Here is a 24,866-nt window from a genome sequence, read left to right on the forward strand (position 1 = left end):
AAGATGACCCGCAATTCCTCTCTCCCCTTGCGTCGCCGCGATTGGTTGCGTCTGGCCGGTGGCTCGATTGGCCTGGCCGCCGTGGGCGGCGCCGGTGCGCTGCTCGGCCCTCGCATGGCCGTGGCAGGTGACTACAAGGCGTTGGTCTGCATCTACCTGGTGGGCGGCAACGACGGCTTCAACATGCTGGTGCCCACCGATTCGCGCTATGCCCAGTACGCCAGCGCCCGCGATTTCCTGGCCTTGCCGAAGACGTCGCTGCTGCGACTGACGGGCACCGATTACGGTTTCCATCCTTCGATGAAGTCGCTGATGCCGATGTGGTCGGACGGTGTGCTCGCGCCCATCGTCAACGTCGGGCCGTTGGCGGTGCCGCTGACCAAAGACGACTACGTCTCGGCCGGGCCGGATTCACCGCTCATCCCGGAAAGCCTGTTCTCTCACTCTGACCAGCAGCGTGCTTGGCAGTGCGCCAGCAACAGCGGGATGGAGCGCACCGGTTGGGGGGCGCGTACCACCGAAACGATGGCGCTGAATTACCCGGTGATCTCGCTCGGCGGCAACAGCCGTTTTGGAACCGGCGAAAAGGCGCCAGCACTGGTATTGCCCGGCCCGGGGGCGGCGTTCGCGACGGCAGGCCTGGCCCCGGGCGACATCAAGTACCCCGCAGATCAGAAGCGAAAGGCCGCGGTGGATGCGCTCTACGCGCCGGGCCAGAAAGGCGACATCGCCGAGATCTACGCCAGCATTCAGCGCGACGCATTCGAGATGTCCGACCGTCTTTTCGACCTGGTCAAGGGCGTGCCGGGCGACGACAGCGTGCCGGCCGCGATCGACAACGCCTTCGCACCGCTGATCGATGGCCAGGAGGTCACGACTGAATTGGGCGCCCAGCTCTACCAGATCGCCAAGTTGATCGCCGGTCGGCAGCAGGTGCAGGGCGACCGTCATGTCTACTTCGCGAGCCTGGGCGGTTTTGACACCCACGCCAATCAGATCGCCGACGAAGACAGCCGCACCGGCACCCACGCGGACTTGCTCACCGAGGTGGCCACCGCGATGGCTTGCTTCCACAATGCGATGGTCAAGCTCGGCTTGAGCAAGCAGGTCACCGCGTTCACCAGCAGCGATTTCGGCCGCACCTTCCTGCCCAACCGGAGCCGGGGCTCCGACCATGCCTGGGGCAACGTGCAGTTGGTCTGTGGAGGCTCGGTCAAGGGCAACGCCACCTATGGCGCCTACCCCAAGCCGGTGCTGGGTGGGCCAGACGACGTGGGCGTCGAGGAATGGGAAAAGCAGGGCCGCTGGATCCCGACGTCGAGTGTCGACCAGTACGCCAGCACCTTGTTGAAGTGGTTTGGCGCGACTGGCCCGCAGATCGACGCCATCCTGCCGAACCTGACATCGTTCCCCGACCGAACGCTCGGTTTCATGCAGGCGGGTTGATCGGCCGCACGTTGGCCCGCCGCCTTCGCGACGATCCTGTCGCCGCAGGCTGGTCGGTCAGGGCAGTTCCAGTGTCAGCACATCGCTGCGCGACCACGCGTCGGCTTCCTCGCGCAGCAGGTGCAGGGCACGCGGGTGCTGGTCGGCCCAGGCGCGCGACCAGCGCAGACCGGCCGTCTGCCCCCGCCGCTCGATGTTGATGGCCTCTTCATCGACCGGCCCGCGTGCGTGACACTGGATGACGGCGAGCCGAAGGCAGAGAAGTTGCCAAGCCACGTCGGGCCGTGTGGCGACGTCGATCTTGCGCAGCCCGCCGCGTTGACCGAGCACCAACTCCGCCACGCGACGCTGCTGGCTCTGTGAAAAACCGGCGGCGTCCACATTGGCGACCAGGTACGCGCTGTGCCGGTGGTGGTCGTGGTGCGAGACCATCAGCCCCACCTCGTGCAACTCGGCAGCCCAGCGCAGCTCGTGCTGCCTTTCAGCGTCTTCGCTCGGCTCAACCTGCGCAAACCAGCGCAGTGCCAGATCGCGAACCCGTCGCGCCTGTTCCCGGTCGACGGCGAACCGCTTTTGCAGCCGTTGCACCGAGTCGTCGCGCAGGTCATGGCCACGGGCCAGGTGCCGTGCCATCAGCCGATCATGCAGGTCGACGATCACCCCCTGCCGCAGGGCGCCACGGGCCGGCAGCAGTTCGGCGATCTTGAAATGCGTGGCCAAGGTGTAGAGGATGGCCAGCCCGCCCGCCAGCACCGCACGGCGTTCAGGCTTCAAGCCCGGCAGTTGGATCCGTTCGACCGAACCGGCGGCGATGCATTCAGTGATCAACCAACGCAATGCGTCCGGGGTGATGCGCCCATCGGTCTTTCCGCAGGCCTGCAGCACCTCAGACACCGCGCCGGCGGTACCGGATGACCCAAGAGCCTCGCGCCAGCGCTCGGGGGTGTAATCGGCCAGCGCCTCTTCCAGCTCTGCGCCGGCGGCCACCTGGGCGGCCCGGAATGCCGCGGCGGTGTAGCGCCCGTCGGGAAAGTAACGCATCGACAGGCTGACGCTGCCGACACGGAACGACTCGGCCTGCACGGGCTGCCGACCCTGGCCCAGGATCATCTCGGTGGAGCGCCCGCCGATGTCGATCACCAGCCGGCGCTCGTCGGAGGGCTGCAGGTAAGAGACCCCGGCGTAGATCAGCCGAGCCTCTTCCCGCCCCGAGATCACTTCGATCGGCAGGCCGAGCGCCGCTTGAGCGCGCTCCAGGAAGGCGTTGCGATTGCGCGCCTCGCGCAATGTCTGGGTGGCCACGGCCCGCACCTGAGCGGGCGCCAGGCCCGACAGCCCATCACGGAATCGCTTCAGGCACGCCAGCCCGCGCAACGCGGCCTCTTCGGTGAGCATGCCATCCACATCCAGGCCGGCGCCCAGGCGCACGGTTTCCTTGAGGTACTGGTGGCGCTTGTAGCGGCCTTCTCTGATCTGGCCGATTTCCAGTCGGAAGCTGTTCGACCCCATGTCGATGGCCGCCAGGGGGCCAGAGGGGGAGGGCAAAGTTAGGGGCATGGCCACGAATTGTGCAGGCGAACCCGGGTGGCAACGGGCAAAATTCAGAGCAAACCCGAATATCTGGAGGTACGTCCGTGTCCCGTCCGTCCGTCGTTGAGAAGAAGTCCCCCGTTTATCTGACCTACCGCACGGGGCGCCACGCCCTGAAACTGGTAGCGATTGCTGCGTTGGCGAGCTGCGGTGGTTCGGTATCCCCGGATGCCTCATCGCTGACCGAAGAAGATCGGCGCGGCGCGATGGCTGAGGCTCCCATCGACTACGGCGCTGGCCCGGGTGTGGCGGTCGACGACGATCAGGCGGATGGGCGCGAATCGGCGCTCGGAGTCCAAGGGGCGCTGGCCATCAGCGTGCCGACTGGCCCGTCGGACGCACACCTCAAGGGTGTTTTCGGCGCACCGTTCAGCTGGCCCATCATCCCGCTGCACACCGTGCTGCTGCCCGATGGGCGGGTTTTCAGCTTCGGCAGCAAGCCCAGCGGAATCCAGGGTGCCCTGCTGAACTATGCGGTGTGGGATCCGGCGCTTGGCATGGGCTCCAAGGCCAAGACGCTGTTGACCAACAGCACCGGAACCGACATCTTCTGCGCCGGTCAGGCATTGCTGCCCGGTACCGGCAATGTGCTGCTGGTGGGGGGCGATCGCATCGTCAACGGCCAGCGCAACTACGCCAACAACGACGTCAATGTGTTCGCCCCGGCGACCAACAGCCTGACCAAGCAGTCCCAGTCGATGGCGTACCAGCGCTGGTACGCCACGGTCATCACCACCGCGTCTGGTGAGCAGGCGGTGATCGGCGGCCGAATCGACCGCTTCTACGAAGGCGACAGCCAGTACCCGCCGACGCCCGACACCTACGCCAGCACGCCCGAGGTGTACAACGCCGCCACCGGCTGGCGGACCTTGACCACCGCCAACAGCGATGCTGCCTATGGCGCGCGTGTGCAGGCCTGGAATTACCCGCGCGCCTGGTGGGCGCCGCAGGGCAACGTGATCACCTTCAACCCGATGGGAGAGATCTGGTCGCTGGATGTCAACGGAACCGGCGCGGTCACGCAGTCTTCGGTGACGATGGCCAGCGGCGCCCCGACGCTGCCCGCCGCCATGTTCCAGCCCGGCAAGATCCTGTCGGTGCGCGACGCCGGCCAAGCGGTGGTCGTCGATATCAACGGTGCGGATCCGGTCGTGTCATCGACGGCGCCGCTGGTGGGCGATCGTCAATACGGCAACGCCACCATCCTGGCCGATGGCAAGGTGTGGGTGAACGGTGGGTCGTCCACCGGCAACGACCTGGTCGGCGCCTTCTACGATTCGGAAACCTGGAACCCGGCCACTGGCACATGGACGGTGGGCGCGACCGCCCAGAAGGCACGCCTCTACCACAGCATCTCGATGCTGATGCCCGACGGCTCGGTGCTCACCGGCGGTGGCGGCGCTCCTGGCCCGGTCACGCAGCTGAACGCGGAAATCTACTTCCCTCCGTACCTGTACAAGACGGATGGATCCGGCCTGCCGGCGACCCGCCCGGGCATCGTGACCGCGCCCACCGCCGCTACCTGGGGTCAGAACATCGCCGTGGCGATGAACAACAAGAATGCTGTCGCCCGCATGACGCTGGTCCGTTTCGGCGCGGTGACGCATGCGTTCAGCAACGAGCAGCGCTTCCAGGACCTGAGCTTCACGCAGACGGGCAAGAACATCAGCGTCACGCTGCCCTCTGCCGCCAACGTCGCGCCCCCGGGGTACTACATGTTGTTTGCGATCGACGCCAACGGCGTCCCGTCTAAAGCCAAGATCCTGCGCGTGGGCTGACCCTGTCGCGCGCCGGGGATCGGCGCGCTTCCTAGAATCCGCCGCGTCGACAACTTTCGTGGGGCACGAGCCATGGCGGATTCTTCCTGGGTCGGTGACGTGAACGCGCTGCTGCCGTCCAAAGACTTTTCGCGGCGGGACTTCGTTCGAGGGTCGATCGGCACAGGCTTCGCTGCCGCCGTGCTGCCGATTGCGGCGCAGACGGTGATCAAGACGGACAGCGCTGGTCTGGTGGCCGGCCCGGTGTCGATCCCGGTGGGCGCCGACTTCAAGCTGCCGGCGTACCGTGCTGCGCCCGAAGGCAAGACCCAGCTGCCTGTCGTGCTGGTGGTCAGCGAGATTTTTGGTGTGCACGAGCACATCGCGGACGTGGCACGGCGCTTCGCCAAGCTCGGGTACTGCGCGATCGCCCCGGAGCTGTTCGTGCGCCAGGGTGATGCGTCGAGCTACACCGAGATCGCCAAGCTCGTCAGCGACATCATTTCCAAGACGCCGGACAGCCAGGTGATGACGGATCTTGACGCCACCGTGGCGTGGGCGAAGAGTCAGGGCATGGACACCGGCCGGCTCGGCGTGACGGGTTTTTGCTGGGGAGGCCGAATCACGTGGCTGTACGCGGCCCACAACCCGGCGGTGAAGGCTGGTGTGGCTTGGTATGGCCGCCTGGTGGGTGCGCCGAGCGACGTGAACCCGAAACACCCGTTGGATCTGGTGGGCCGACTGAACGCGCCAGTGCTGGGCCTGTATGGCGGGCAGGACCAAGGCATACCGCTTGACACTGTTGATAAGATGAAGGCTGCCTTGGCTGAAGGGAGCGCGGCGGCGCGGAAGAGCGAATTCGTCGTCTATCCCGATGCGCCCCACGCCTTTCACGCCGACTACCGCCCCAGCTACCGCCAGGGCCCTGCGGAAGACGGTTGGAAGCGTTGCCTGGCTTGGTTCAAAGCGCAAGGCGTGGCCTGACCGCGATCTCGGCGTCAGCCCCTGACACCGCGCCCACGATGGGCGCGGTTTTGTTTCCGACCCAAGATGACCCTGCTCTATATCGTTGCTGCCACGCTGATCGGTGGGGTCTTGTCGGTGGTGATCGCGGCGTCGATGACTTTCGCCGTGCTGGGCAAACTGGTCAAGCACCTGGTGAGCTTGTCCACCGGGGTGCTGCTCGCCACAGCCCTGCTGCATGTGCTGCCCGAGGCATTCGAGGCGCCAGGGACGGATGCCCACGCCTTGTTCACCACCTTGCTGGTCGGATTGCTTTTCTTCTTTCTGCTGGAAAAGGCGGAGTTGTATCGCCATGCCCATCACCACGAAGGTGACGGTCATGAACACCACCATCACTTCGATGCCGAGCAGGCCGGTCGGGGTGGGTTCAGCGTGCTGGTGGGCGACAGCATCCACAACTTTTGCGACGGCATCATCATCGCGGCAGCGTTCCTGGTGAGTCCGGAACTCGGGGCCACCACCTCGCTCGCCGTGATCTTGCATGAGATCCCACAGGAGGTGGGCGACACGATCGTGCTGATCAATGCCGGCTTCAGCCGTCGCAAGGCTTTGCTCTACAACGCCGCCTCAGGGTTGACGGCGGTGGTGGGCGGTGTCCTGGGCTACTTTGTGGTCGGCGCCTGGCAGGAGTTGTTCCCGTACCTGTTGGTGGTGGCGTCCAGCAGCTTCATCTACGTGGCGGTGGCCGATCTGATCCCTCAGATGCAACGCCACCTGCCTTGGCGGGAGATGCTGGCCCAAATCGCCTGGATTGGTGCGGGCCTGCTGCTGGTGTCGTCAGCCACGCACCTGATGCATTAGGGCCTGTTCACACTCCGGAGGGATGCTTGCCGTAGTGTGTGAACGGGCCCAAGCCGCTACGCCGGCTGGTGCTGTTCGTTGCGGCCCTGGCTTACTTGATCACCAGGATCGGCACGGCACAGTGCGTCAAGACCTTCTGGGTCTCGCTTCCCAACAGCAACGCGCTCACACCTCGCCGGCCGTGCGACGCCATCACGATGAGGTCGCACTCCTGCGACTTGGCGTAGTCCGTGATCGCTTCCCAGGGGTGCAGTGCCTCGACGGTGTGGCCCTCACAACTGAGCCCTTGGTCGGCAGCCGCTTCGATGACCGCCTTCACCCGCGAGGCCGCAATTCGCTCTTGCGCGTCGTAGAACTCTTGCGGCGGCACCGGCTGCATCTCTGAGATGGCGCTGTAGGGGAAGGGCTCCTTCACGCTGATCGTGGACAGCTTCGCGCCAAATGTCTTGGCCAGCGAGATGGCGGTCTGCACGGCCTTGGAAGTGATGTCCGAGCCATCGGTCGGCACCAGGATGTTGCGGTACATGCTGCTCTCCTTCGTGGGGTTGCCGGAACTGTCCGGCCCAAGCTGAAGTGTTGCGCGTTCACCGCCGGCTGTCTTGATACCAGTCAAGCCCTCGTGGTGTCAGGCACGACGCCGCTGCGCCGCGACATGGCCCCGTTTCAGCCTCGCGCCACCGGCCGGGTCGGGTCGGCTGACCATTCGCTCCACGAGCCTGGATACAACCGGGCTCCCGCCATGCCGGCTGCTTCCATGGCCAGCAGGTTGTGGCAGGCGGTCACGCCCGAGCCGCACTGGTGGATGACGTTGTCGGCAGACACGCCCAAGGCGGCGAACGCATCGCGCAATTCGCTGGCGGGCTTGAACCGGCCGCTCGCATCCAGGTTGTCCTTGAAGAACCGGTTGCGGGCGCCGGGAATGTGCCCCGCTTGGGCGTCCAGCGGTTCGACATCACCACGAAAGCGCTCGGGTGCTCTCGCGTCCACCACGACGGCCGAGCCCAGCGCGGCGAGCACTTCACCGGCCGTCACCGTCGGCATTCCAGGGGCGCGGTGAGGATACGGCGTTGACTCCGCCGGGCTCACGAACGGCAGGGTATCGATCGGCCCACCGGCGGCTTGCCAGGCGGCCAAGCCGCCATCCAGCACGGCCACATCGCGATGGCCCAACCAGCGCAGCAGCCACCATGCGCGCGCTGCGTAAGGCCCGCCGTGTGCGTCGTAGGCGACGACTGGGGTGTCCGCACCAATGCCCCAGGAACCGAGTGTGGCGGCAAAGGCCTCGGGCGTCGGCAGCGGATGCCGGCCGCCATCGATCGAGCCGCGCGCTGTTTTGGGGCCGGAGAGGTCGCGATCCAGGTGGGCATATCGGGCGCCAGGCAGATGACCGGCGGCGTATGCGCGCTCACCCGCCTGGACGTCCGTCAGATCGAACCCGCAATCCAGCAGCACGGGCCGCGTGGCCGAACCGTTCAGGCGGGCCAGCAAGTCTTGAGCGCTGATCAGTGCGGTGGGCAAGGTCATGGTGGAACCTCAGGATTCGAAGGTGGAAGATTCGCCAGCCGCGGGCGCACTGCGTTGCCGCAGGCGGGTGGCGGCCACGCCAGCGCCGATGATCAGGACCATGCCTGCCATGGCGGCCAGCGTGACGGGATCGTCGAATATCACGACGCCGAAGATGAAGGAGAACGCGATGCCCAGGTACTGCAGGCTGGCATTCTTCAAGGCCCGGCCGATGGCATAGGCGCGGGTCATCATCATCTGGGCGACGGTGGCCAGCACGCCAGTGGCCAGCAACAGGGCGGCGCCGTAGGGCGTGTGGGCGTGAACGCCGCCCGTGAGCATCAGGCATGCGCCAGCCACGATGCCGCCCAGCGAGAAGTAGAAGACCACGCGGTATTCCGGCTCACCCACCCGTCCGAGCGCGGTGACCTGCATGTAGGCCAGCGCGGCGCCCAGGCCGGACAAGAGGCCTGCGAAGGCGCCATGGAACTGATCCTGGTCGAGCGTGGGTTGCAGCACCAGCGCAACGCCGATGAACCCGGTCAACACCGTGGCAACCAGGCGTGAGTCGACGCGCGCCGCCCCGAACATCACCGCACCGCCGATCAGAAACAAGGCCATCCACACCGAACTCATATAGTTCAGCGTGATGGCAGTGGCCAGCGGCAGCTTGCCAATGGAGTAGAACCACAGTGACAAAGACAGCACGCCAATCGTGCTGCGCCAGAAGTGCATCCCCGGCACCTGGGTGCGCAGACTGCCACCGCGAACGGCGGTCAGTGCTCCGATGAACAAGGCCCCGACCAGGCTGCGATAGAGCACGATCTCCCCGGCGCTGTAGTAGGCCGAAGCGAGCTTCACGCACACGCCCATCATCGAGAACAACAGCGATGCCGAGAGCATCAGCAGCGGTGCGGACAGGCGGGAGGTCACGAGGAGGCGGCGGCAGGTTTGAGGGGATGAGCGTTCGGGCCTCTGGGGTGGGCTCGAACAACGGCCTGTGACTCAGTAGGCGAGGCCGACCGCTTCTCGCACGTCCTTCATGGTCTGGCGCGCGATGGTTCGAGCTCGCTCGGTGCCCATCTCGACGATCCAGTGCACTTGCTTGGGGTTGGCGAGGTAGGTCTCTGCCCGTTCGCGCCAGGGCTCTTGTTCGCGCTGGATGGCTTCGATGACCGGCTGCTTGCAATCCAGGCAGCCGATGCCCGCGCTGCGACAACCTTGCTGCACCCACTGCTGGACGTCGGACGGCGAATACAGCTGATGAAACGGCCACACCGGGCAGCGGCTGGGGTCGCCAGCGTCGCTGCGCCGCACCCGTTGAGGGTCGGTCGGCATGCGACGGATCTTGTTCGCCACGGCTTCCGGCTCTTCTCTCATCTCGATGGTGTTCTCGGCGCTCTTGCTCATCTTCTCCCCATCGAGGCCGGGCAGCTTCGAGGTGTCGGTGAACAGCGCTGCCGGTTCAGGCAGGATCGGTTCGGCCTGGCCCCGTCCGTACAGGTGATTGAAGCGGCGGGCGACTTCGCGCGTCACTTCCACGTGCGCAGCCTGGTCTTCCCCCACCGGAACGAAGTTCGCGCGGTAAATGAGGATGTCAGCGGCCTGAAGCAGCGGGTAGCCGAGGAAGCCGTAGGTGGCGAGATTGCGGTTGGGCTGGGTGGTGATCTGGTGCTTGTAGCTCGGCACGCGCTCCAGCCAACTGAGGGGGGTGCCCATCGCGAGCAGCGTGAACAGCTCGGCGTGCTCCGGCAGGCGGCTCTGGATGAACAGTGTGGCCCGCTTGGGGTCGACGCCTGCCGCGAGCCAATCGACCACCATGTCGTACACATTGCGCTCGATGACATCCCGCTCTTGGTAATGCGTGGTCAAGGCATGCCAATCGGCCACGAAGAAGAAGCAATCATGCTCATCCTGCAGGCGCACCCAGTTCTTCAGTGCGCCGTGGTAGTGGCCCAGATGCAGTGCGCCGGTGGGGCGCATTCCAGACAGAACGCGGGGTCGCGTGACCATGTTGGCGGGTTGGCCGTGCAGGCCCAGTGGAGCGGCTGGTGATTCTCTCAGAGCTGGCGTGGCGCGCTGCCAAGCCGGGCCGGAGGCAGCCGCTCGCCTGCCGCCATTGGCTTAGACTCCCGCGCTTCTATGAAGCGAATCGTGATCCTGCTGTCCGGCCGTGGCAGCAACATGCAGGCCGTGGTCGAACGGTGCGAGGCCGAGGGCTGGCCGGCTCAGGTCGTGGGCGTGGCCAGCAACAAGGCCGATGCGGGTGGGCTCGAGTGGGCTGCGCAGCGGGGCATTGCCACCGCCGTGGTCGACCACAAGGCCTTTGCCACGCGAGACGCTTTTGATGCCGAACTGGCGCGGGTCATTGACCGCTGGTCACCCGATCTGCTCGTGCTGGCGGGCTTCATGCGTATCCTGGGCGCCGAGTTCGTTCGCCACTACGAAGGCCGGATGCTGAACGTGCATCCCTCGCTGCTGCCGGCGTTCACCGGGCTGCATACCCATCGCCGCGCCATCGAGGCGGGCTGCAAAGTGGCAGGGCTCACGGTCCACTTCGTGACCCCCGAGCTGGACCACGGCCCGATCGTGGCCCAGGCGGTGGTGCCTGTGCTGCCGGGCGACGATGAAGACACGCTGTCGGCCCGGGTGCTGGCCCGCGAACACCAGTTGTATCCCTTGGCGGTGCGGTGGTTTGTCGAGGGCAAGCTGCGGTTGCACGACGGCGTCGTCGCCCACACGGACGGGGAGTCCCAGGTGCTCTGGCCGGGCGTGGGCGTCAGCTGAGCGACGGCAGCAGCCCGGCAGCGATATTGATCGCCAGGGCCAGGATGGCGGCGTTGAAGCCGAACGACAGCACGGCTTGCAGCAGCGCCAGGCGCCGCATCGGCCGGCTGGTGATCGAAACATCCGCCGTCTGGGCCGCCACGGCCATGGTGAACGCGAAGTACAGAAAGTCGACGTAGTTCGGCTGGAAGTCTGGCTCTTCATCGGGAAACTTCAGCCCGCCCGGATGCGACCGGTGGTAGTAGCGGCTGGCGTAGTTCAATGTGAACGCGACGGGTAGCAGCAACCAGCCGCCCACCAGGGTGCTGACAGCCAGGCCCATGTGGGCCCAGGCACGAGGCGAGCCGTCACCTGCGCGGGCCCAAGCCAGTTCGGCGGCGATGGCGACGACGCTGGCCACGCTGGCCGCGATCACCAGGCCCAGCACCACGGCGGCGCCTTCCGCGTGGGCCAGCGAATGACGCTGCAACTGGCGGTGATCGGCCCGCGCCATCATCAAGCCCATCATCACCAGGTAGAACCAGATGCCGACGTTCCAGCCGATCAGGGCCTGGCTCACGGGCGACGCCACCGGCGCGAGCAAACCCGCGACGATGCCGACGCCCAGTGCGAGCGACATGCGCGGCCGGACGGTGAAATGCTTCCAGACCCGTTTCAAGGGCTGAGCGCCGCACGTTCGCGGCGCAGCGGTGCGCAGGGATAATCCACCCATGCATCCTAATGCCCTGCTGGACCTGGCGACTGAGCTGTTGCGCCAGGTGCTCAAGCTCGATCAACCGGCCGACGCGGTCGTCTCGGCCTTCTTTCGCAAACATCGGGGCCTGGGCCCACGTGAGCGCCACAGCCTGGCCGAAACCACGTACGCCGTGCTGCGCCAGCGGCTGCTGTTTGCCCACCTGGCCCAGAGTGGCAGCGGTGCCCTGGAGCGGCGGCTTGCCGCCTTGGCCTGGCAGGGCAGTGACAACTTCCTGCGTGGCGCTCTCGGCACCCAAGAGCAGAAATGGTTGGCCGAGGTTCAGTCGATCGACCGTGCCGGCCTGCCCGAAAAGCTGCGCCACAACTTTCCCGATTGGCTGGCCTCCGCGCTGAAAAACGAGCTGGGCGACGGCTTCTGGCCGCTGGTCGAAGCGATTGAAAAGCAGGCGCCGCTGGATCTTCGGGTCAACACGCTGAAGGCCAAGCGAGACGACGTGCGCGCCGCCTTGGGCGAAGCAGGCATCGAGGCCGAAACCACCCCGTATTCGCCGTGGGGCCTGCGCATCGACGGCAAGCCCGCCCTGCAGAAGCTCGACTTGTTCATTCGCGGTGATGTCGAAGTGCAGGACGAGGGCAGCCAGTTGCTGGCGGCCCTGGTCGCCCCCAAGCGGGGTGAGATGGTGGTCGACTTTTGCGCGGGCGCCGGGGGCAAGACCCTGGCCCTGGGTGCACTGATGCGCAATACCGGTCGGTTGTACGCGTTCGACGTATCGGCTCATCGTCTCGATTCGCTGAAGCCGCGCCTGGCTCGAAGCGGCTTGTCAAACGTGTATCCGGCCCTCATCGCCCACGAGCGCGACGATCGCATCAAGCGCCTGGCTGGCAAGATCGACCGGGTGTTGGTGGATGCGCCTTGCTCCGGGCTCGGCACATTGCGCCGAAATCCTGATTTGAAATGGCGCCAGTCGCCCAAGGCGATCGAAGAACTCAACGCCAAGCAGCGTGACATCCTGGCCAGCGCAGCCCGGCTGCTGAAACCCGGCGGGCGCCTCGTTTACGCCACCTGCAGCCTGCTGCGCAGCGAGAACGAGGCCATCGCCGAGGCTTTTGGCGAAGCGCACCCGGAGTTCGAGCCGTTGGCCGCCGGGCCGGCGTTGGCGGCATCGCAGGCCGAGCGGGTCGACGAGTTGGTGACCGAGGCCGGGCATTTGAAACTTCGGCCGCACCAACACGCGACCGACGGATTCTTTGCGGCCGCGTGGCAGCGGCGCGCTTGATTCTGCGCACGCTGCCCAGACTTGGCGACTACTGGCGTTTTCCTGCGTAATTCCGCAGGTGCCGGGCGCCTTATCGTTACTACAATTTCCAGATGGCCTGAATACTGGGCGCCTGGGCACTCTCATGACCGATTTGCAAGCGATCTTTTCCGCGGTTCTCGACTGGGCCGCTCACGGGCTGGTGAACGCCAGCTGGTGGCAACTGGTCCTTCTGACCCTGGTTCTGACCCACATCACGATCGCTTCGGTCACCATCTTCCTGCATCGCGCCCAAGCGCATCGAGCGTTGGAGCTGCATGCCATTCCTTCGCACTTCTTCCGGTTCTGGCTGTGGATGACCACCGGCATGGTCACCAAGGAGTGGGTGGCCATCCACCGCAAGCACCACGCCAAGTGTGAAACCGCAGAAGACCCGCACAGCCCGGTGGCGCACGGCATCAAGACCGTGCTGTTCACGGGCAGCGAGCTGTACCGCGCCGAAGCGAAAAACCAGGAAACCCTGAAGAAGTACGGCCACAACACGCCGGACGACTGGATGGAGCGAAACGTCTACACCAGGCACAGCGCGCTGGGTGTCAGCCTGATGCTCATCATTGACGTGGCCCTGTTCGGTGCCATCGGCGCCACGGTGTGGGCTGTTCAGATGCTGTGGATTCCGATCACCGCAGCCGGCATCATCAACGGGCTGGGGCATTGGTGGGGCTACCGCAATTTCGAGGCCGCCGACGCCTCTACCAATGTCTCGCCCTGGGGCGTCATCATTGGCGGCGAAGAGCTGCACAACAACCACCATACCTATCCGACCTCGGCCAAGCTCTCGGTCAAGCCGTATGAGTTCGACATCGGCTGGGGCTATATCCGTGCCTTGGAAATGATGGGTTTGGCCAAGGTCCGAAAGACTGCACCGCAGCTGGTCCTGGGCTCGGTCAAGCCAGTCGCCGACTCGCAGACGCTGGAAGCCATCATCGCCAACCGCTACGAGGTGATGGCGAACTACGCGCAGCACCTTCGTCGCAGCTGTGCGGTTGAGTTGGCCAAGTTGAAGGCCGAGGGGGCTGCCAAGACGGCCACCTGGACAAACCTGCGTGTCGCTGAGCGTTGGCTGCATCGCGATGCCGAGAAGATTCCCAGCAACTTGCGCACCCAGCTCGACAGTGCAATGGATTCCGCGCCGGTGCTGAAGAAGCTCGTGACGATGCGCGAAGAGCTGCGCCAGTTGTGGACACGCACCAACGTGTCTGCCGAGCAACTCGTGGCCGATCTGCAGGACTGGTGCCGTCGTGCCGAGGAGAGCGGTATCGCCGCGTTGCGTGAGTTTTCGATGCAACTGAGGGCGGTGCGCGCCTGAGCCGCTTCAGCCCCTGTTTCGTTCACCTGAAAGCCCCCTTGGCGGGCTTTTTGCTGCCCGCTCCATCTCGAATGGGGCAAGACGAAGACGCCCCGCCCCGCGCTCGGCCGTGCACGGGGGAACGCCACGAGACTGGACGCGCCGGAGCGAGCGCCCATGAAAAAGCCCACCGCTGAGGGTGGGCTTTGTCGGTGAAGTGCGCCGAGAGGCTTACTTCAGCTTGATTTCCTTGTACAGCACGTGCTTGCGTGCCTTGGGGTCGAACTTCATGAATTCGAGCTTTTCGGGCGTCGTCTTCTTGTTCTTGTTCGTGGTGTAAAAGTGGCCGGTGCCCGCGGTGGACTCCAGCTTGATCTTTTCGCGGCCGCCTTTGCTTGCCATGATGTCGCTTCCTTGTTCAGTGAATCAGGATCAGGCCTGACCGCGGGCACGCAGGTCGGCCAACACGGCGTCGATGCCCTTCTTGTCGATCAGACGAAGGGCGGCGTTGCTGATGCGCAGGCGCACCCAGCGGTTTTCGCTCTCGACCCAGAAACGACGGTATTGCAGGTTCGGCAGGAACCGGCGCTTGGTCTTGTTGTTGGCGTGGGAAACGTTGTTTCCCACCATGGGCTTCTTGCCCGTGACTTCGCAGACGCGTGCCATGAGGACACTCCGATATTGTCAACTGGCGGAGCACTTGGCGGGGTTGTGCAACCCGTGCCAGCCACTCGGCCTCACCTCGCCAAAAAGGGTGGCGGTAACCCGTCCTTGCACAATGCTGGCCGCTTCGAAGCAATTGCCCTAAGCGGCGGTCTACGCAAGAGAACTCTAGATTCTAGCAGATCCGGCTTCGGGCACACCGCCAGGAAATCACGCGCCTTCTTGCTCGAGGAAGCGTTGGGCGTCCAGCGCGGCCATGCAGCCGGTGCCAGCCGAGGTGATGGCCTGGCGATAGACATGATCCTGCACGTCGCCCGCCGCAAAAACGCCCGGCACGCTGGTCATCGTGGCGAATCCGGCTTGGCCGCTGCGGGTGTTGATGTAGCCATCCTTCATCTCCAGTTGTCCCTTGAAGATGTCGGTGTTGGGCTGATGGCCGATGGCGATGAAGCAGCCTTTGAGAGCCAATTCGGTGGTGGCGCCGCTCATGGTGTCCTTGATGCGAACACCCGTCACGCCGCTTTGATCGCCCAGCACCTCGTCCAGCGTCTTGAACACGTGCAGCTCGATCTTGCCGGCAGACACCTTGTCCATCAGCTTGTCCACCATGATCGGCTCGGCGCGGAACTTGTCGCGGCGATGGATCAGATGCACCTTGCTCGCGATGTTCGACAGGTACAGCGCCTCTTCAACTGCCGTGTTGCCCCCGCCCACCACGCAGACCGTGTCACCGCGGTAGAAAAAGCCGTCGCAGGTGGCGCAGCCGCTCACGCCCCGTCCCATGAAGGTTTCCTCGGAGGGTAGGCCGAGGTATTTGGCAGACGCCCCCGTGGCGATGATCAAGGCGTCGCAGGTGTAGCTGCCCGAATCGCCTTTGAGCTTGAAGGGGCGTTGGGATAGATCGACCTCGTTGATGTGGTCGAACACGATCTGAGTCTGGAATCGCTCGGCGTGTTGCTGGAAGCGCTGCATCAATTCGGGGCCCTGCACGCCCATCACGTCCGCCGGCCAGTTGTCGACGTCGGTGGTGGTCATCAGTTGGCCACCCTGTGCCATGCCAGTGACCAGCAGCGGCTTCAGGTTGGCGCGTGCCGCGTAGATGGCGGCCGAGTAGCCGGCCGGGCCGGAGCCGAGGATCAATACTTTGGCGTGGGTGACGGTCGATGTGCTCATGGCGTGCAGATGAGGGCGCGTTGTCGCGCTTGCAATGGGCCGGCCTGGAGGCCGGAGCCGGTGGGCCGAATGTGGCGCGAAGGCCACCATGGGGCCACCGTGCCCGGCCGAGGGAAACCGATATGCTCGGGCCTGCGCAAGAATAGGGTCGGCCGCATTCTAATGAGCGGCCGACATACCCAGCGCTGCTGCGGGATTGACGCAGTCAGCGCTCTTCACGCCACCTGCACGGGCCAACAAAGAGGGGATCACTGATGTCGATGCTGTCCAACCTGGACCTGATTCGCCGTGTGCCGTTGTTCTCGATGCTGACCAACGATCAGGCCCGAGCGGTGGCCGATGGTGTGGTGAAGCGCCGTTACCGGCGCGGTGAAATCGTCGTCGAGCAGGGCAAGAAAAGTAACGCGTTGTTCATCCTGCTCAACGGCCGAGCGCGTGTGCTGACCTCTGATTCCCGCGGCCGCGAAGTCATTCTGGCGGTGCTCGAAGCCGGTGATTACGTCGGTGAGATGAGCCTCATCGACAACCAGCCCCACTCCGCGACGGTGCGCTGCGAAGTGCAAAGCGACATGCTCATCTTGGGGCGGCCCGAGTTCGCGCGCTGCCTGCCGGAGAATTCCAGCCTCTCTTACGCGATCATGCGGGGCCTGGTCACCCGCCTGCGCAGCGCCGATCGCCAGATCGAGTCGCTCGCGTTGCTGGATGTCTATGGCCGCGTGGCGCGTACCCTGCTCGACATGGCCGAAGACGTCGATGGCGAGAAGATCATCCGCGGCAAGGTGTCGCGTCAGGACATGGCCAAGATCGTCGGCGCCTCGCGCGAAATGGTCAGCCGCGTCATGAAGGATCTGGAAGAGCGGGGGGTGATCGAAACGCTGGAAAGCGGCTCGGTCGTGCTGAAGAACCGAATGCCTGAATGATTGTTGTCTCTCCGTTCCCGATTCCGTTTGGCCCGCGCCCATGCCGTGGCGCTTGTTTGAAGTTGCGGCGCGATGTGGCGTAACGCCACCCTCCCGGGTACCGGCGCGGGCGTGCGTCCCGCTGCACCGCCGATTCACCCGCTACGCCAGCGGCTTCGCCTCTCCCTGCTGACACTGGCGTGGCTGGCGCTCAGCCTTGCGCTGTTCAGCCGGCGCGCTGACGACCCAGGCTTTTCCACCAGCGGCCAAGGCGGCCCGGTCATGAATTGGCTGGGCATGCCGGGCGCGTGGGTGGCCGATGTGCTGCTCGTGTTGTTCGGCTTTTCCGCCTGGTGGTGGGTGGTGGCCGGCGGGCGGCAGTTGTGGGTGGGCTGGCGGGCGCTGCAACGCGGCGAGGCGCTCGAGCCCTGGCCGCGCTCAGCCCGCATGGGCGGGCTCGTGCTGCTGCTGGCCGCGAGTTGCGCGCTCGAGTGGACGCGACTGTATGGGTGGGAAGCCAGGCTGCCGGGGCACTCCGGTGGCGTCATTGGCTTCTGGCTGGGGCCCCTGTCGATGAAGCTGGGCTTTCTGGCCTCGGGGGTGCTCTGGATCAGCTTGCTGGTCGTGGCTTTGCCACTGGCGCTGCGCTTCTCGTGGTTGCGCCTGGCCGACAGCCTGGGCGCGTGGGTCGAGGGCTTCCGCGAACGGCGTATCGAGAAACGCGAGATCGCCGAAGACGTGCGCCTCGGGGAACTGGCCCAGCGTGAGCGCGAGATCGAGGTCGAGGAAGAGCGCGAGGTCTTCGAAGAGCACGTACCGCTGGTGATTGAACCGCCGGTGCTCGAGGTGCCGAAATCCGAGCGTGTGCAGCGCGAGCGCCAGAAGCCGCTGTTCACCGAGCTGGCCGACAACAAGCTGCCGCAAATCGACCTGCTCGACAAACCCCCGGCGCGTGTCGAGACGGTCACACCCGAATCGCTGGAGATGACCAGCCGGCTGATCGAGAAGAAGCTGTCGGATTTCGGTGTCGAGGTGCGCGTGGTGGCGGCCCAGCCTGGCCCGGTGATCACCCGCTACGAGATCGAGCCTGCCACCGGTGTGAAGGGCTCGCAGATCGTCAACCTTGCCAAAGACCTCGCGCGCTCGTTGTCGCTGGTGTCGATCCGTGTGGTCGAGACGATCCCGGGCAAGAACCTGATGGCGCTGGAGCTTCCCAACGCCAAGCGCCAGACGATCAGGCTGGCCGAGATTCTGGGCTCGCAGGTCTACAACGACGCCGGTTCCTTGCTGACCATGGCGCTCGGCAAAGACATCATCGGCGCCCCGGTGGTGGCCGATCTGGCCAAGATGCCCCACTGCCTGGTGGCCGGTACCACCGGCTCAGGCAAGTCGGTGGGTATCAACGGCATGATCTTGAGCCTGCTGTACAAGGCCGAGCCGCGCGATGTGCGGCTGATCATGATCGACCCCAAGATGCTCGAAATGAGTGTCTACGAAGGCATCGGCCATCTGCTGTGCCCGGTCGTCACCGACATGAAGCAGGCCGGCAACGCGCTGAACTGGTGCGTCGGCGAGATGGAGCGCCGCTACAAGCTCATGAGCAAGATGGGCGTGCGCAACCTGGCCGGCTACAACAAGAAGATCGACGATGCCAAGGCGCGAGGGGAGCTGATTCCCAACCCGTTCAGCTTGACGCCTGAAGAACCCGAGCCGCTGGAGCGGCTGCCGTTCATTGTCATCGTGATCGATGAATTGGCCGATCTGATGATGGTGGTCGGCAAGAAGATCGAAGAGCTGATCGCTCGCCTCGCTCAGAAAGCCCGTGCCGCTGGCATCCATCTGATCCTGGCCACGCAGCGCCCGAGTGTCGATGTGATCACGGGCCTCATCAAGGCCAACATTCCCACCCGTTTGTCGTTCCAGGTCTCCAGCAAGATCGACAGCCGCACCATCCTCGATCAGATGGGCGCCGAGGCGCTGCTGGGCATGGGTGACATGCTCTACATGGCGTCGGGCACAGGACTGCCGGTGCGGGTGCATGGCGCCTTTGTCTCTGATGACGAGGTGCACCGCGTGGTCGAAGCCCTGAAGCTCCAGGGCCCGCCGAACTACATCGAGGGCATCCTGGAGGGGGGCACCCTGGACGGGGAAGGGGGCGATGCCGGCGATGGCGGCGGCGGTGCCGGCGGCGGCGAAGCCGACCCGATGTACGACCAGGCCGTGGCCATCGTGCTGCAGCACCGCAAGGCGTCGATCTCGCTCGTCCAGCGCCATTTGCGCATTGGCTACAACCGCGCGGCGCGCCTGCTGGAACAAATGGAGCAATCCGGGCTCGTAAGCTCCATGTCCACCAATGGCAACCGGGAGATCCTGTTGCCCAAGCGTGATGAATAGTTTCCGCTTCGTGGCGCCTGTCGCCTTGCTGCTGGGTTGTAGCGGTGCAGCCTGGGCCGATGCCGCCGAATCGCTGCGTGCGTTCGTGCGTGATGTGAAGGCCGGCCAGTCCGGCTTCACCCAGACCGTGACCTCGCCCGATGGCAAGAAGCAGAAGGTGTCGTCGGGCCAGTTCAGCTTCTCCCGGCCCAACAAATTCCGGTTTGACTACGCCAAGCCCTATGCGCAAACCATCGTCAGCGATGGCGCAAAGGTCTGGTTCCACGACCCCGACCTGAACCAGGTGACGATTCGTCAGATGGGCGATGCGTTGGGCAACACGCCTGTGGCCTTGCTGACCGGCAGCTCAATCGAAAAGAACTTCGAGTTGAAGGCCCAGCCAGACAAGGATGGACTCGAGTGGGTACAGGCCACGCCGCGCGAATCGGGGGGCACCATCCAATGGCTGAAAGCCGGCTTCAAGGGCAAAGCCTTGGCTGCCGTCGAGATCTCGGACAGCTTCGGTCAGCGCTCCTTGCTGAAGCTCGACAACCTGACGACCGACACGACACCGCCGGCGTCGACCTTCAGCTTTGCGATCCCGCCTGGCGCGGATGTCTCCGGCCCGTAGCCCGCGGTTCGGCCAATGCAAAAAAGGGCGCATCGAGCGCCCTTTTTCGTGGCCGATTGGCGCCGACGTTCAGTGGAACGCCGCGTCGGAATCGATCAGTCCCATGTCGGGGGCAGTCATCATCAGCTCGATGTCCATCAGGATCAGCATGCGCTCCACATCGCCGTTCTTGATGGTGCCCAGCCCGGTGATGTAGGCCGCATCAATCGCGCCGTTGAATTCCGGGGCCGGTTTGATCTGGCCGGGTGCCAGTTCCAGCACGTCGCTGACCGAATCCACCACCATGCCCACCGTGCGGTTGCCGATGTTCAGGATGATCACGACGGTGAAGCTGTTGTACTGCACATCCGGCAGGCCAAAGCGCAGCCGCATGTCGACGATGGGGACGATCACGCCGCGCAGGTTCACCACGCCCTTGATGAAGTGCTGGGTGTTGGCGATGCGGGTCGGCGGCTCGTAGCCGCGGATTTCCTGCACGCGCAGGATGTCGATGCCGTATTCCTCGCTGCCCAGCTTGAAGGACAGGTACTCGCGCGGCGTGCCGGACATCGCCGTGGCGGCGGTGGCGGCTGCGGCAGCAGCGGCAGGGCGATTCTCGGCGGAGGGGGTGGCGCTCATGGGCGTAACTCCTTGGTCTTCCGTGGCAACGAGGCCGTCGACGATGGGGCAGCAGAAATGATGTAGCGAACAGGCAGCAGTGTGCGAGCCGCCGGGGGTGGTTCAAAGCCCGAATAGAGGGCGACGCACGGGCCAATTCGCCGCTTGGCGCCACAATCGGCGCATGCCCCGGCAAGACGCCTTGTTCGACGACGATCCCCTGCCCGACGCCCTGCCGAGTGCCGCCTTGCCGGCGGGCCCGGCCACGGCTGCAGGTGCACCGCTGGCAGAGCGCCTGCGGCCCCGACACCTCGATGACGTGATCGGCCAGGCCCATTTGCTCGGGGGGGGCAAGCCCCTGCGGGTGGCGTTCGAGCAAGGGCGGCTGCACTCGATGATCCTCTGGGGCCCGCCGGGCGTGGGCAAGACCACGCTGGCCCGTCTGGTGGCCGGGGCTGTCGATGCCAAGTTCATCGTGCTCTCTGCCGTGTTGTCTGGCGTCAAGGAGATTCGCGAAGCGGTGGCGCAGGCCGAACTGGCTCGCGCACAGGGCCGGCGATCCATCGTCTTCGTCGATGAGGTGCACCGCTTCAACAAATCGCAGCAGGATGCGTTTCTGCCCCATGTCGAATCGGGCTTGTTCACCTTCATCGGCGCCACCACCGAGAACCCGTCGTTCGAGGTCAACTCGGCGCTGTTGTCGCGAGCCACCGTGCACGTGCTCAAGGCGATGGAAGGCGCCGATCAGTTGCAACTGCTGGCGCGTGCACGCGAGGCGCTGGGCGCTCCCGCGCTCAGCGACGCGGCGGCCCAACGCCTGATCGGCTATGCCGACGGTGACGCCCGGCGCCTGCTCAACGCCTACGAAAACCTGGTGGCCCAGTCGGCGGGCCAGGGTGACGTCATCGACGAGCCGATGCTCGAACGCTCGCTGGGAGAACAACTGCGTCGCTACGACAAGGGTGGTGACCAGTTCTACGACAGCATCTCCGCGCTGCACAAGTCGGTGCGCGGCTCCGACCCCGACGCTGCGCTTTACTGGTTCGCCCGCATGCTCGATGGTGGGGCGGATCCGCGCTACATGGCTCGCCGGCTGGTGCGCATGGCCAACGAAGACATCGGCAACGCCGATCCACGGGCTTTGCGCCTGGCGCTGGATGCGGCCGAGACCTACGAACGGCTGGGCTCACCCGAGGGCGAACTGGCACTGGCGCAGGCGGTGGTGTACTTGGCCGTTGCGCCGAAGTCCAACGCCGTGTACAAGGCATGGAATGCGGTGCGCGCGTTCGTCAAGCAAGACCAGAGCCGCCCGGTCCCGGCGCACTTGCGCAATGCGCCAACCAAGCTGATGAAGTCGTTGGGGCATGGCCAGGGTTACCGGTACGCCCACGATGAAGAGGGCGGCTTCGCCGCCGGTGAACGCTATTGGCCCGACGGGTTCGATGATCCGCCCCGGTTCTACGAGCCAGTACCTCGGGGCCTCGAGCTTCGCATCGGCGAGAAGCTGGCCGAGTTGCGGCGCCTCAATGACGAGGCGCGCGATGGCGGCTCTCTCGATGCCGGCGATTCGGGCGGGTCATGACATCGCGGCGCCGTGGCCGAATCGGCGCCGAGCCCAGCCATGGCAGCGGCCGTTGATCCGTTCCATTTCGCATCCGTGTTGCGTCCGGCGATCGGGCCGCTGTTCAGCACGCTCCGTCCAGGGGGTAAAGCCCGAGGGGGGAGTGTGTAAGCGGTTCCTACAATCGCCGCGATCCAGGGTCAGCGTGGCTGGCCGTATCAATCCCGGGAGACCTGCTCGATGGACATCTTCGTACAACAGATCATCAACGGATTGGTATTGGGGAGCATGTATGCGCTGGTGGCGCTGGGCTACACCATGGTGTACGGCATCATCTCCCTGATCAATTTCGCACACGGCGAGATCCTGATGGTGGGCGCGCTCACCAGTTGGTCGGTGGTTCAAGCCCTTCAAGGTTCTGGCATGCCAGGGTGGGTGATGCTCGTGATCTCGCTGATCTCTGCCATCGTCATCTGCTCGGCCTTGAACTTCGCGATCGAGAAGATCGCGTACCGGCCGCTGCGCAACGCGCCGCGCTTGGCGCCGCTGATCACCGCCATGGGCATGAGCCTGCTGCTGCAGACGCTCGCCATGATCGTGTGGAAGCCGAATCCCAAGCCTTATCCGCCGCTGCTGCCGCAAGACCCGATCTTCCTGTGGGAAGCCGGCCCGGTGATCACGCCGACGCAGTTGCTGATCTTGGCGACCACGGTGGTGGTCTTGGCCGCGCTGTTGTGGCTGGTCAACAAGACCAAGCTCGGCCGAGCGATGCGCGCCACCGCCGAGAACCCGCGGGTGGCCGGCCTGATGGGCGTGCGGCCCGATCACATCATCTCGGCCACCTTCATCATCGGTGCCACGCTGGCGGCGATCGCCGGGATCATGTGGGCGATGAACTACGGCACGGTGCAGCATTCGATGGGCTTCCTGCCAGGCTTGAAGGCCTTCACTGCCGCGGTGTTCGGTGGCATCGGCAACCTCACCGGCGCGATGGTCGGCGGTGTGCTGCTGGGCCTGATCGAAGCCATTGGCGCCGGCTACCTGGGCCAACTCACCGGGGGGGTTTTCGGCAGCCAGTATGTCGAGATCTTCGCCTTCCTGGTCTTGATCCTCGTGCTCACGCTGCGGCCCTCCGGCCTGATGGGCGAGCGCGTGGCGGACCGGGCATGACGAGAGGCGCTCGCGCATGTTGTCGCGAGCGGTTTCTACGCCAGTTGAAGACGGCCGCGCTGCGCGGGCCGCGAGGGAAACAACGAGGTATCGTCAATGAATGAGATGAACAAGCAAACCAAGATGGCGGTCTTCCTGATCGCTGCGGTGGCGTTGCTGGCGCTGCCGCTGGTGGCGGCGCAGTTTGGCCAAGGCTGGGTGCGCATCATGGCGCTGGCCTTGCTGTACGTGATGCTGGCGCTGGGCCTGAACATCGTGGTGGGCTATGCGGGCCTGCTGGACCTGGGCTACGTGGCCTTCTACGCGGTGGGCGCCTACATGTTCGCGCTGCTGGCTTCGCCGCACCTGTCGGACAACTTCGAGTGGATCAAGGCCGCATTCCCCAACGGCTTTCACACGCCGATCTGGCTGGTGATACCGCTGGCGGCGTTGCTGGCCGGGACGGCCGGCGTGATCCTGGGCGCACCGACGCTTAAGCTGCGCGGTGACTACCTGGCCATCGTCACGCTGGGCTTCGGCGAAATCATCCGGGTGTTCATGAACAACCTGGAGTACCCGATCAACATCACCAACGGCCCGCGCGGCATCAGCCAGATCGATTCGATGAAGGTCGCGGGGGTGGACTTCGGCAAGGCGCTGGAGATCGGTGGCTTCTCGATCCCGTCGGTGGCCCTGTACTACTACCTGTTCCTCGCGCTGGTGGTGGCCACGGTGGTGATCTGCAAGCACCTGGCCGATTCGCGCATCGGCCGCGCCTGGATGGCCATCCGCGAAGACGAGATCGCTGCCAAGGCGATGGGCCTGAACACCCGCAACCTCAAGCTGCTGGCCTTCGGCATGGGCGCCACCTTCGGCGGCGTCTCCGGCGCCATGTTCGCCGCCTTCCAGGGCTTCGTCTCGCCCGAGTCGTTCTCGCTGATGGAGTCGGTGATGATCGTGGCGATGGTGGTGCTGGGCGGCCTGGGCCACATCCCCGGCGTCATCCTGGGGGCGCTGCTGCTGTCGGCGCTGCCCGAGGTGCTGCGCTACGTGGCCGGCCCGCTGCAGCAGATGACCGACGGCCGGCTCGATGCGGCCATCCTGCGCCAGTTGCTGATCGCGCTGGCGATGATCGTGATCATGCTGCTGCGCCCGCGTGGCCTGTGGCCCCAGCCGGAACACGGCAAGGCCGCCCCGACGCCGGTGTCGGGCAAGTAAGCGAGAACAAGGAGAACAGCAATGAGCACCTCGGTTCTCAAAGTCAAGGGCGTGTCCAAGCGCTTCGGCGGGCTGCAGGCCCTGTCGGACGTGGGCATCACCATCCAGCCCGGCCAGGTCTACGGCCTGATCGGCCCCAACGGCGCGGGCAAGACCACCTTCTTCAACGTGATCACGGGGCTGTACACGCCCGATGGCGGCACGTTCGAGCTCGGTGGCAGCCCCTACACCCCCACCACCGTGCACGAGGTGGCCAAGGCGGGCATCGCGCGCACCTTCCAGAACATCCGGCTGTTCGCCGAGATGACGGCGCTCGAGAACGTGATGGTGGGCCGCCACGTGCGCACCCAGTCCGGCCTGCTTGGGGCGGTGTTCCGCACCCCCTCGTTCAAGAA

Annotated in this window: 24 protein-coding genes; 14 read left to right on the forward strand and 10 right to left on the reverse strand. The window is 65.2% G+C overall.

Annotation, left to right across the window (positions count from 1 at the left end):
• Positions 1 to 3 precede the first annotated feature (3 nt).
• Positions 4 to 1,446 (forward strand): DUF1501 domain-containing protein, encoded by a 1,443-nt coding sequence (locus AACH06_RS05660; RefSeq protein ID WP_341424651.1) that lies wholly within the window; start codon positions 4 to 6, stop codon positions 1,444 to 1,446.
• 57 nt (positions 1,447 to 1,503) lie between these two features.
• Here the strand turns inward: AACH06_RS05660 and AACH06_RS05665 are convergent, their stop codons facing one another.
• On the reverse strand, positions 1,504 to 3,003 hold the full coding sequence (locus AACH06_RS05665; protein WP_341424652.1) for a Ppx/GppA phosphatase family protein: 1,500 nt from the start codon (positions 3,001 to 3,003) through the stop codon (positions 1,504 to 1,506).
• A 77-nt stretch (positions 3,004 to 3,080) separates the two neighbouring features.
• On the opposite strand from AACH06_RS05665, the gene AACH06_RS05670 reads away from it, so the two are divergent.
• From AACH06_RS05670 to AACH06_RS05680, 3 genes are all read left to right on the forward strand, one after another.
• Positions 3,081 to 4,814 (forward strand): galactose oxidase early set domain-containing protein, encoded by a 1,734-nt coding sequence (locus AACH06_RS05670; RefSeq protein WP_341424653.1) that lies wholly within the window; start codon positions 3,081 to 3,083, stop codon positions 4,812 to 4,814.
• Between the two features lie 72 nt (positions 4,815 to 4,886).
• Positions 4,887 to 5,777, forward strand: coding sequence for a dienelactone hydrolase family protein (locus tag AACH06_RS05675; protein WP_341424654.1), 891 nt, complete (start codon positions 4,887 to 4,889; stop codon positions 5,775 to 5,777).
• Positions 5,778 to 5,843: 66 nt separating this feature from the next.
• Positions 5,844 to 6,617, forward strand: coding sequence for a ZIP family metal transporter (locus tag AACH06_RS05680; RefSeq protein WP_341424655.1), 774 nt, complete (start codon positions 5,844 to 5,846; stop codon positions 6,615 to 6,617).
• Positions 6,618 to 6,708: 91 nt separating this feature from the next.
• Here AACH06_RS05680 and AACH06_RS05685 read toward each other — a convergent pair whose 3' ends face one another.
• The 4 genes from AACH06_RS05685 to trpS form a co-directional block, all read right to left on the reverse strand.
• Positions 6,709 to 7,143 (reverse strand): universal stress protein, encoded by a 435-nt coding sequence (locus tag AACH06_RS05685; protein ID WP_341424656.1) that lies wholly within the window; start codon positions 7,141 to 7,143, stop codon positions 6,709 to 6,711.
• A gap of 137 nt (positions 7,144 to 7,280) precedes the next feature.
• A complete protein-coding gene (locus AACH06_RS05690; protein ID WP_341424657.1) occupies positions 7,281 to 8,141 on the reverse strand; it encodes a sulfurtransferase in 861 nt (286 codons plus the stop codon).
• A gap of 9 nt (positions 8,142 to 8,150) precedes the next feature.
• Positions 8,151 to 9,053, reverse strand: coding sequence for a DMT family transporter (locus AACH06_RS05695; RefSeq protein WP_341424658.1), 903 nt, complete (start codon positions 9,051 to 9,053; stop codon positions 8,151 to 8,153).
• A 72-nt stretch (positions 9,054 to 9,125) separates the two neighbouring features.
• Complete coding sequence (trpS, locus tag AACH06_RS05700) at positions 9,126 to 10,133, reverse strand: tryptophan--tRNA ligase (RefSeq protein WP_341424659.1); 1,008 nt, start codon at positions 10,131 to 10,133, stop codon at positions 9,126 to 9,128.
• Positions 10,134 to 10,262: 129 nt separating this feature from the next.
• Here trpS and purN point away from each other — a divergent pair, with 129 nt between their 5' ends.
• Positions 10,263 to 10,907, forward strand: coding sequence for a phosphoribosylglycinamide formyltransferase (gene purN, locus AACH06_RS05705; RefSeq protein WP_341424660.1), 645 nt, complete (start codon positions 10,263 to 10,265; stop codon positions 10,905 to 10,907).
• Here purN and AACH06_RS05710 read toward each other — a convergent pair.
• On the reverse strand, positions 10,900 to 11,526 hold the full coding sequence (locus AACH06_RS05710) for a DUF1345 domain-containing protein (RefSeq protein ID WP_341424661.1): 627 nt from the start codon (positions 11,524 to 11,526) through the stop codon (positions 10,900 to 10,902). The genes purN and AACH06_RS05710 overlap by 8 nt on opposite strands.
• Positions 11,527 to 11,617: 91 nt before the next feature.
• On the opposite strand from AACH06_RS05710, the gene AACH06_RS05715 reads away from it, so the two are divergent.
• Positions 11,618 to 12,880 carry an RsmB/NOP family class I SAM-dependent RNA methyltransferase gene (locus AACH06_RS05715; RefSeq protein ID WP_341424662.1) on the forward strand — a complete coding sequence of 421 codons (1,263 nt, stop codon included), beginning with the start codon at positions 11,618 to 11,620 and terminating at the stop codon, positions 12,878 to 12,880.
• 124 nt (positions 12,881 to 13,004) lie between these two features.
• Entirely contained in the window at positions 13,005 to 14,228 is a 1,224-nt protein-coding gene (locus AACH06_RS05720; RefSeq protein ID WP_341424663.1) for a DesA family fatty acid desaturase, read from the forward strand.
• A gap of 210 nt (positions 14,229 to 14,438) precedes the next feature.
• Here AACH06_RS05720 and rpmG read toward each other — a convergent pair whose 3' ends face one another.
• The 3 genes from rpmG to trxB form a co-directional block, all read right to left on the reverse strand.
• On the reverse strand, positions 14,439 to 14,609 hold the full coding sequence (gene rpmG / locus AACH06_RS05725; protein WP_025564431.1) for a 50S ribosomal protein L33: 171 nt from the start codon (positions 14,607 to 14,609) through the stop codon (positions 14,439 to 14,441).
• A 30-nt stretch (positions 14,610 to 14,639) separates the two neighbouring features.
• Entirely contained in the window at positions 14,640 to 14,873 is a 234-nt protein-coding gene (rpmB, locus tag AACH06_RS05730) for a 50S ribosomal protein L28 (RefSeq protein ID WP_022979438.1), read from the reverse strand.
• 207 nt (positions 14,874 to 15,080) lie between these two features.
• A complete protein-coding gene (trxB, locus tag AACH06_RS05735; RefSeq protein WP_341424664.1) occupies positions 15,081 to 16,043 on the reverse strand; it encodes a thioredoxin-disulfide reductase in 963 nt (320 codons plus the stop codon).
• Between the two features lie 254 nt (positions 16,044 to 16,297).
• Here trxB and AACH06_RS05740 point away from each other — a divergent pair, with 254 nt between their 5' ends.
• The 3 genes from AACH06_RS05740 to lolA all read left to right on the forward strand — a co-directional run bounded on the left by AACH06_RS05740 (position 16,298) and on the right by lolA (position 19,946).
• Positions 16,298 to 16,963: a Crp/Fnr family transcriptional regulator gene (locus tag AACH06_RS05740; protein WP_341424665.1), complete on the forward strand. Its 666-nt coding sequence runs from the start codon at positions 16,298 to 16,300 to the stop codon at positions 16,961 to 16,963.
• A 72-nt stretch (positions 16,964 to 17,035) separates the two neighbouring features.
• On the forward strand, positions 17,036 to 19,336 hold the full coding sequence (locus AACH06_RS05745; RefSeq protein ID WP_341424666.1) for a DNA translocase FtsK: 2,301 nt from the start codon (positions 17,036 to 17,038) through the stop codon (positions 19,334 to 19,336).
• Complete coding sequence (gene lolA / locus AACH06_RS05750) at positions 19,329 to 19,946, forward strand: outer membrane lipoprotein periplasmic chaperone LolA (protein ID WP_341424667.1); 618 nt, start codon at positions 19,329 to 19,331, stop codon at positions 19,944 to 19,946. Before AACH06_RS05745 ends, lolA begins: the two co-directional genes overlap by 8 nt.
• Positions 19,947 to 20,015: 69 nt before the next feature.
• Here lolA and AACH06_RS05755 read toward each other — a convergent pair whose 3' ends face one another.
• Complete coding sequence (locus AACH06_RS05755) at positions 20,016 to 20,564, reverse strand: chemotaxis protein CheW (RefSeq protein WP_423221987.1); 549 nt, start codon at positions 20,562 to 20,564, stop codon at positions 20,016 to 20,018.
• Positions 20,565 to 20,727: 163 nt separating this feature from the next.
• Between AACH06_RS05755 and AACH06_RS05760 the strand changes: the two genes are divergently transcribed.
• The 4 genes from AACH06_RS05760 to AACH06_RS05775 form a co-directional block, all read left to right on the forward strand.
• On the forward strand, positions 20,728 to 22,125 hold the full coding sequence (locus tag AACH06_RS05760) for a replication-associated recombination protein A (protein ID WP_341424668.1): 1,398 nt from the start codon (positions 20,728 to 20,730) through the stop codon (positions 22,123 to 22,125).
• A gap of 219 nt (positions 22,126 to 22,344) precedes the next feature.
• A complete protein-coding gene (locus AACH06_RS05765; protein WP_341424669.1) occupies positions 22,345 to 23,274 on the forward strand; it encodes a branched-chain amino acid ABC transporter permease in 930 nt (309 codons plus the stop codon).
• A 105-nt stretch (positions 23,275 to 23,379) separates the two neighbouring features.
• Positions 23,380 to 24,471 (forward strand): ABC transporter permease subunit, encoded by a 1,092-nt coding sequence (locus AACH06_RS05770; RefSeq protein WP_341424670.1) that lies wholly within the window; start codon positions 23,380 to 23,382, stop codon positions 24,469 to 24,471.
• 21 nt (positions 24,472 to 24,492) lie between these two features.
• A partial coding sequence (locus tag AACH06_RS05775) for an ATP-binding cassette domain-containing protein (protein ID WP_341424671.1) occupies positions 24,493 to 24,866 on the forward strand: 374 nt, incomplete at its 3' end.

Origin of the sequence: Ideonella lacteola (genome assembly GCF_038066555.1) — a bacterium.
GTDB lineage: Bacteria > Pseudomonadota > Gammaproteobacteria > Burkholderiales > Burkholderiaceae_C > Ideonella > Ideonella lacteola.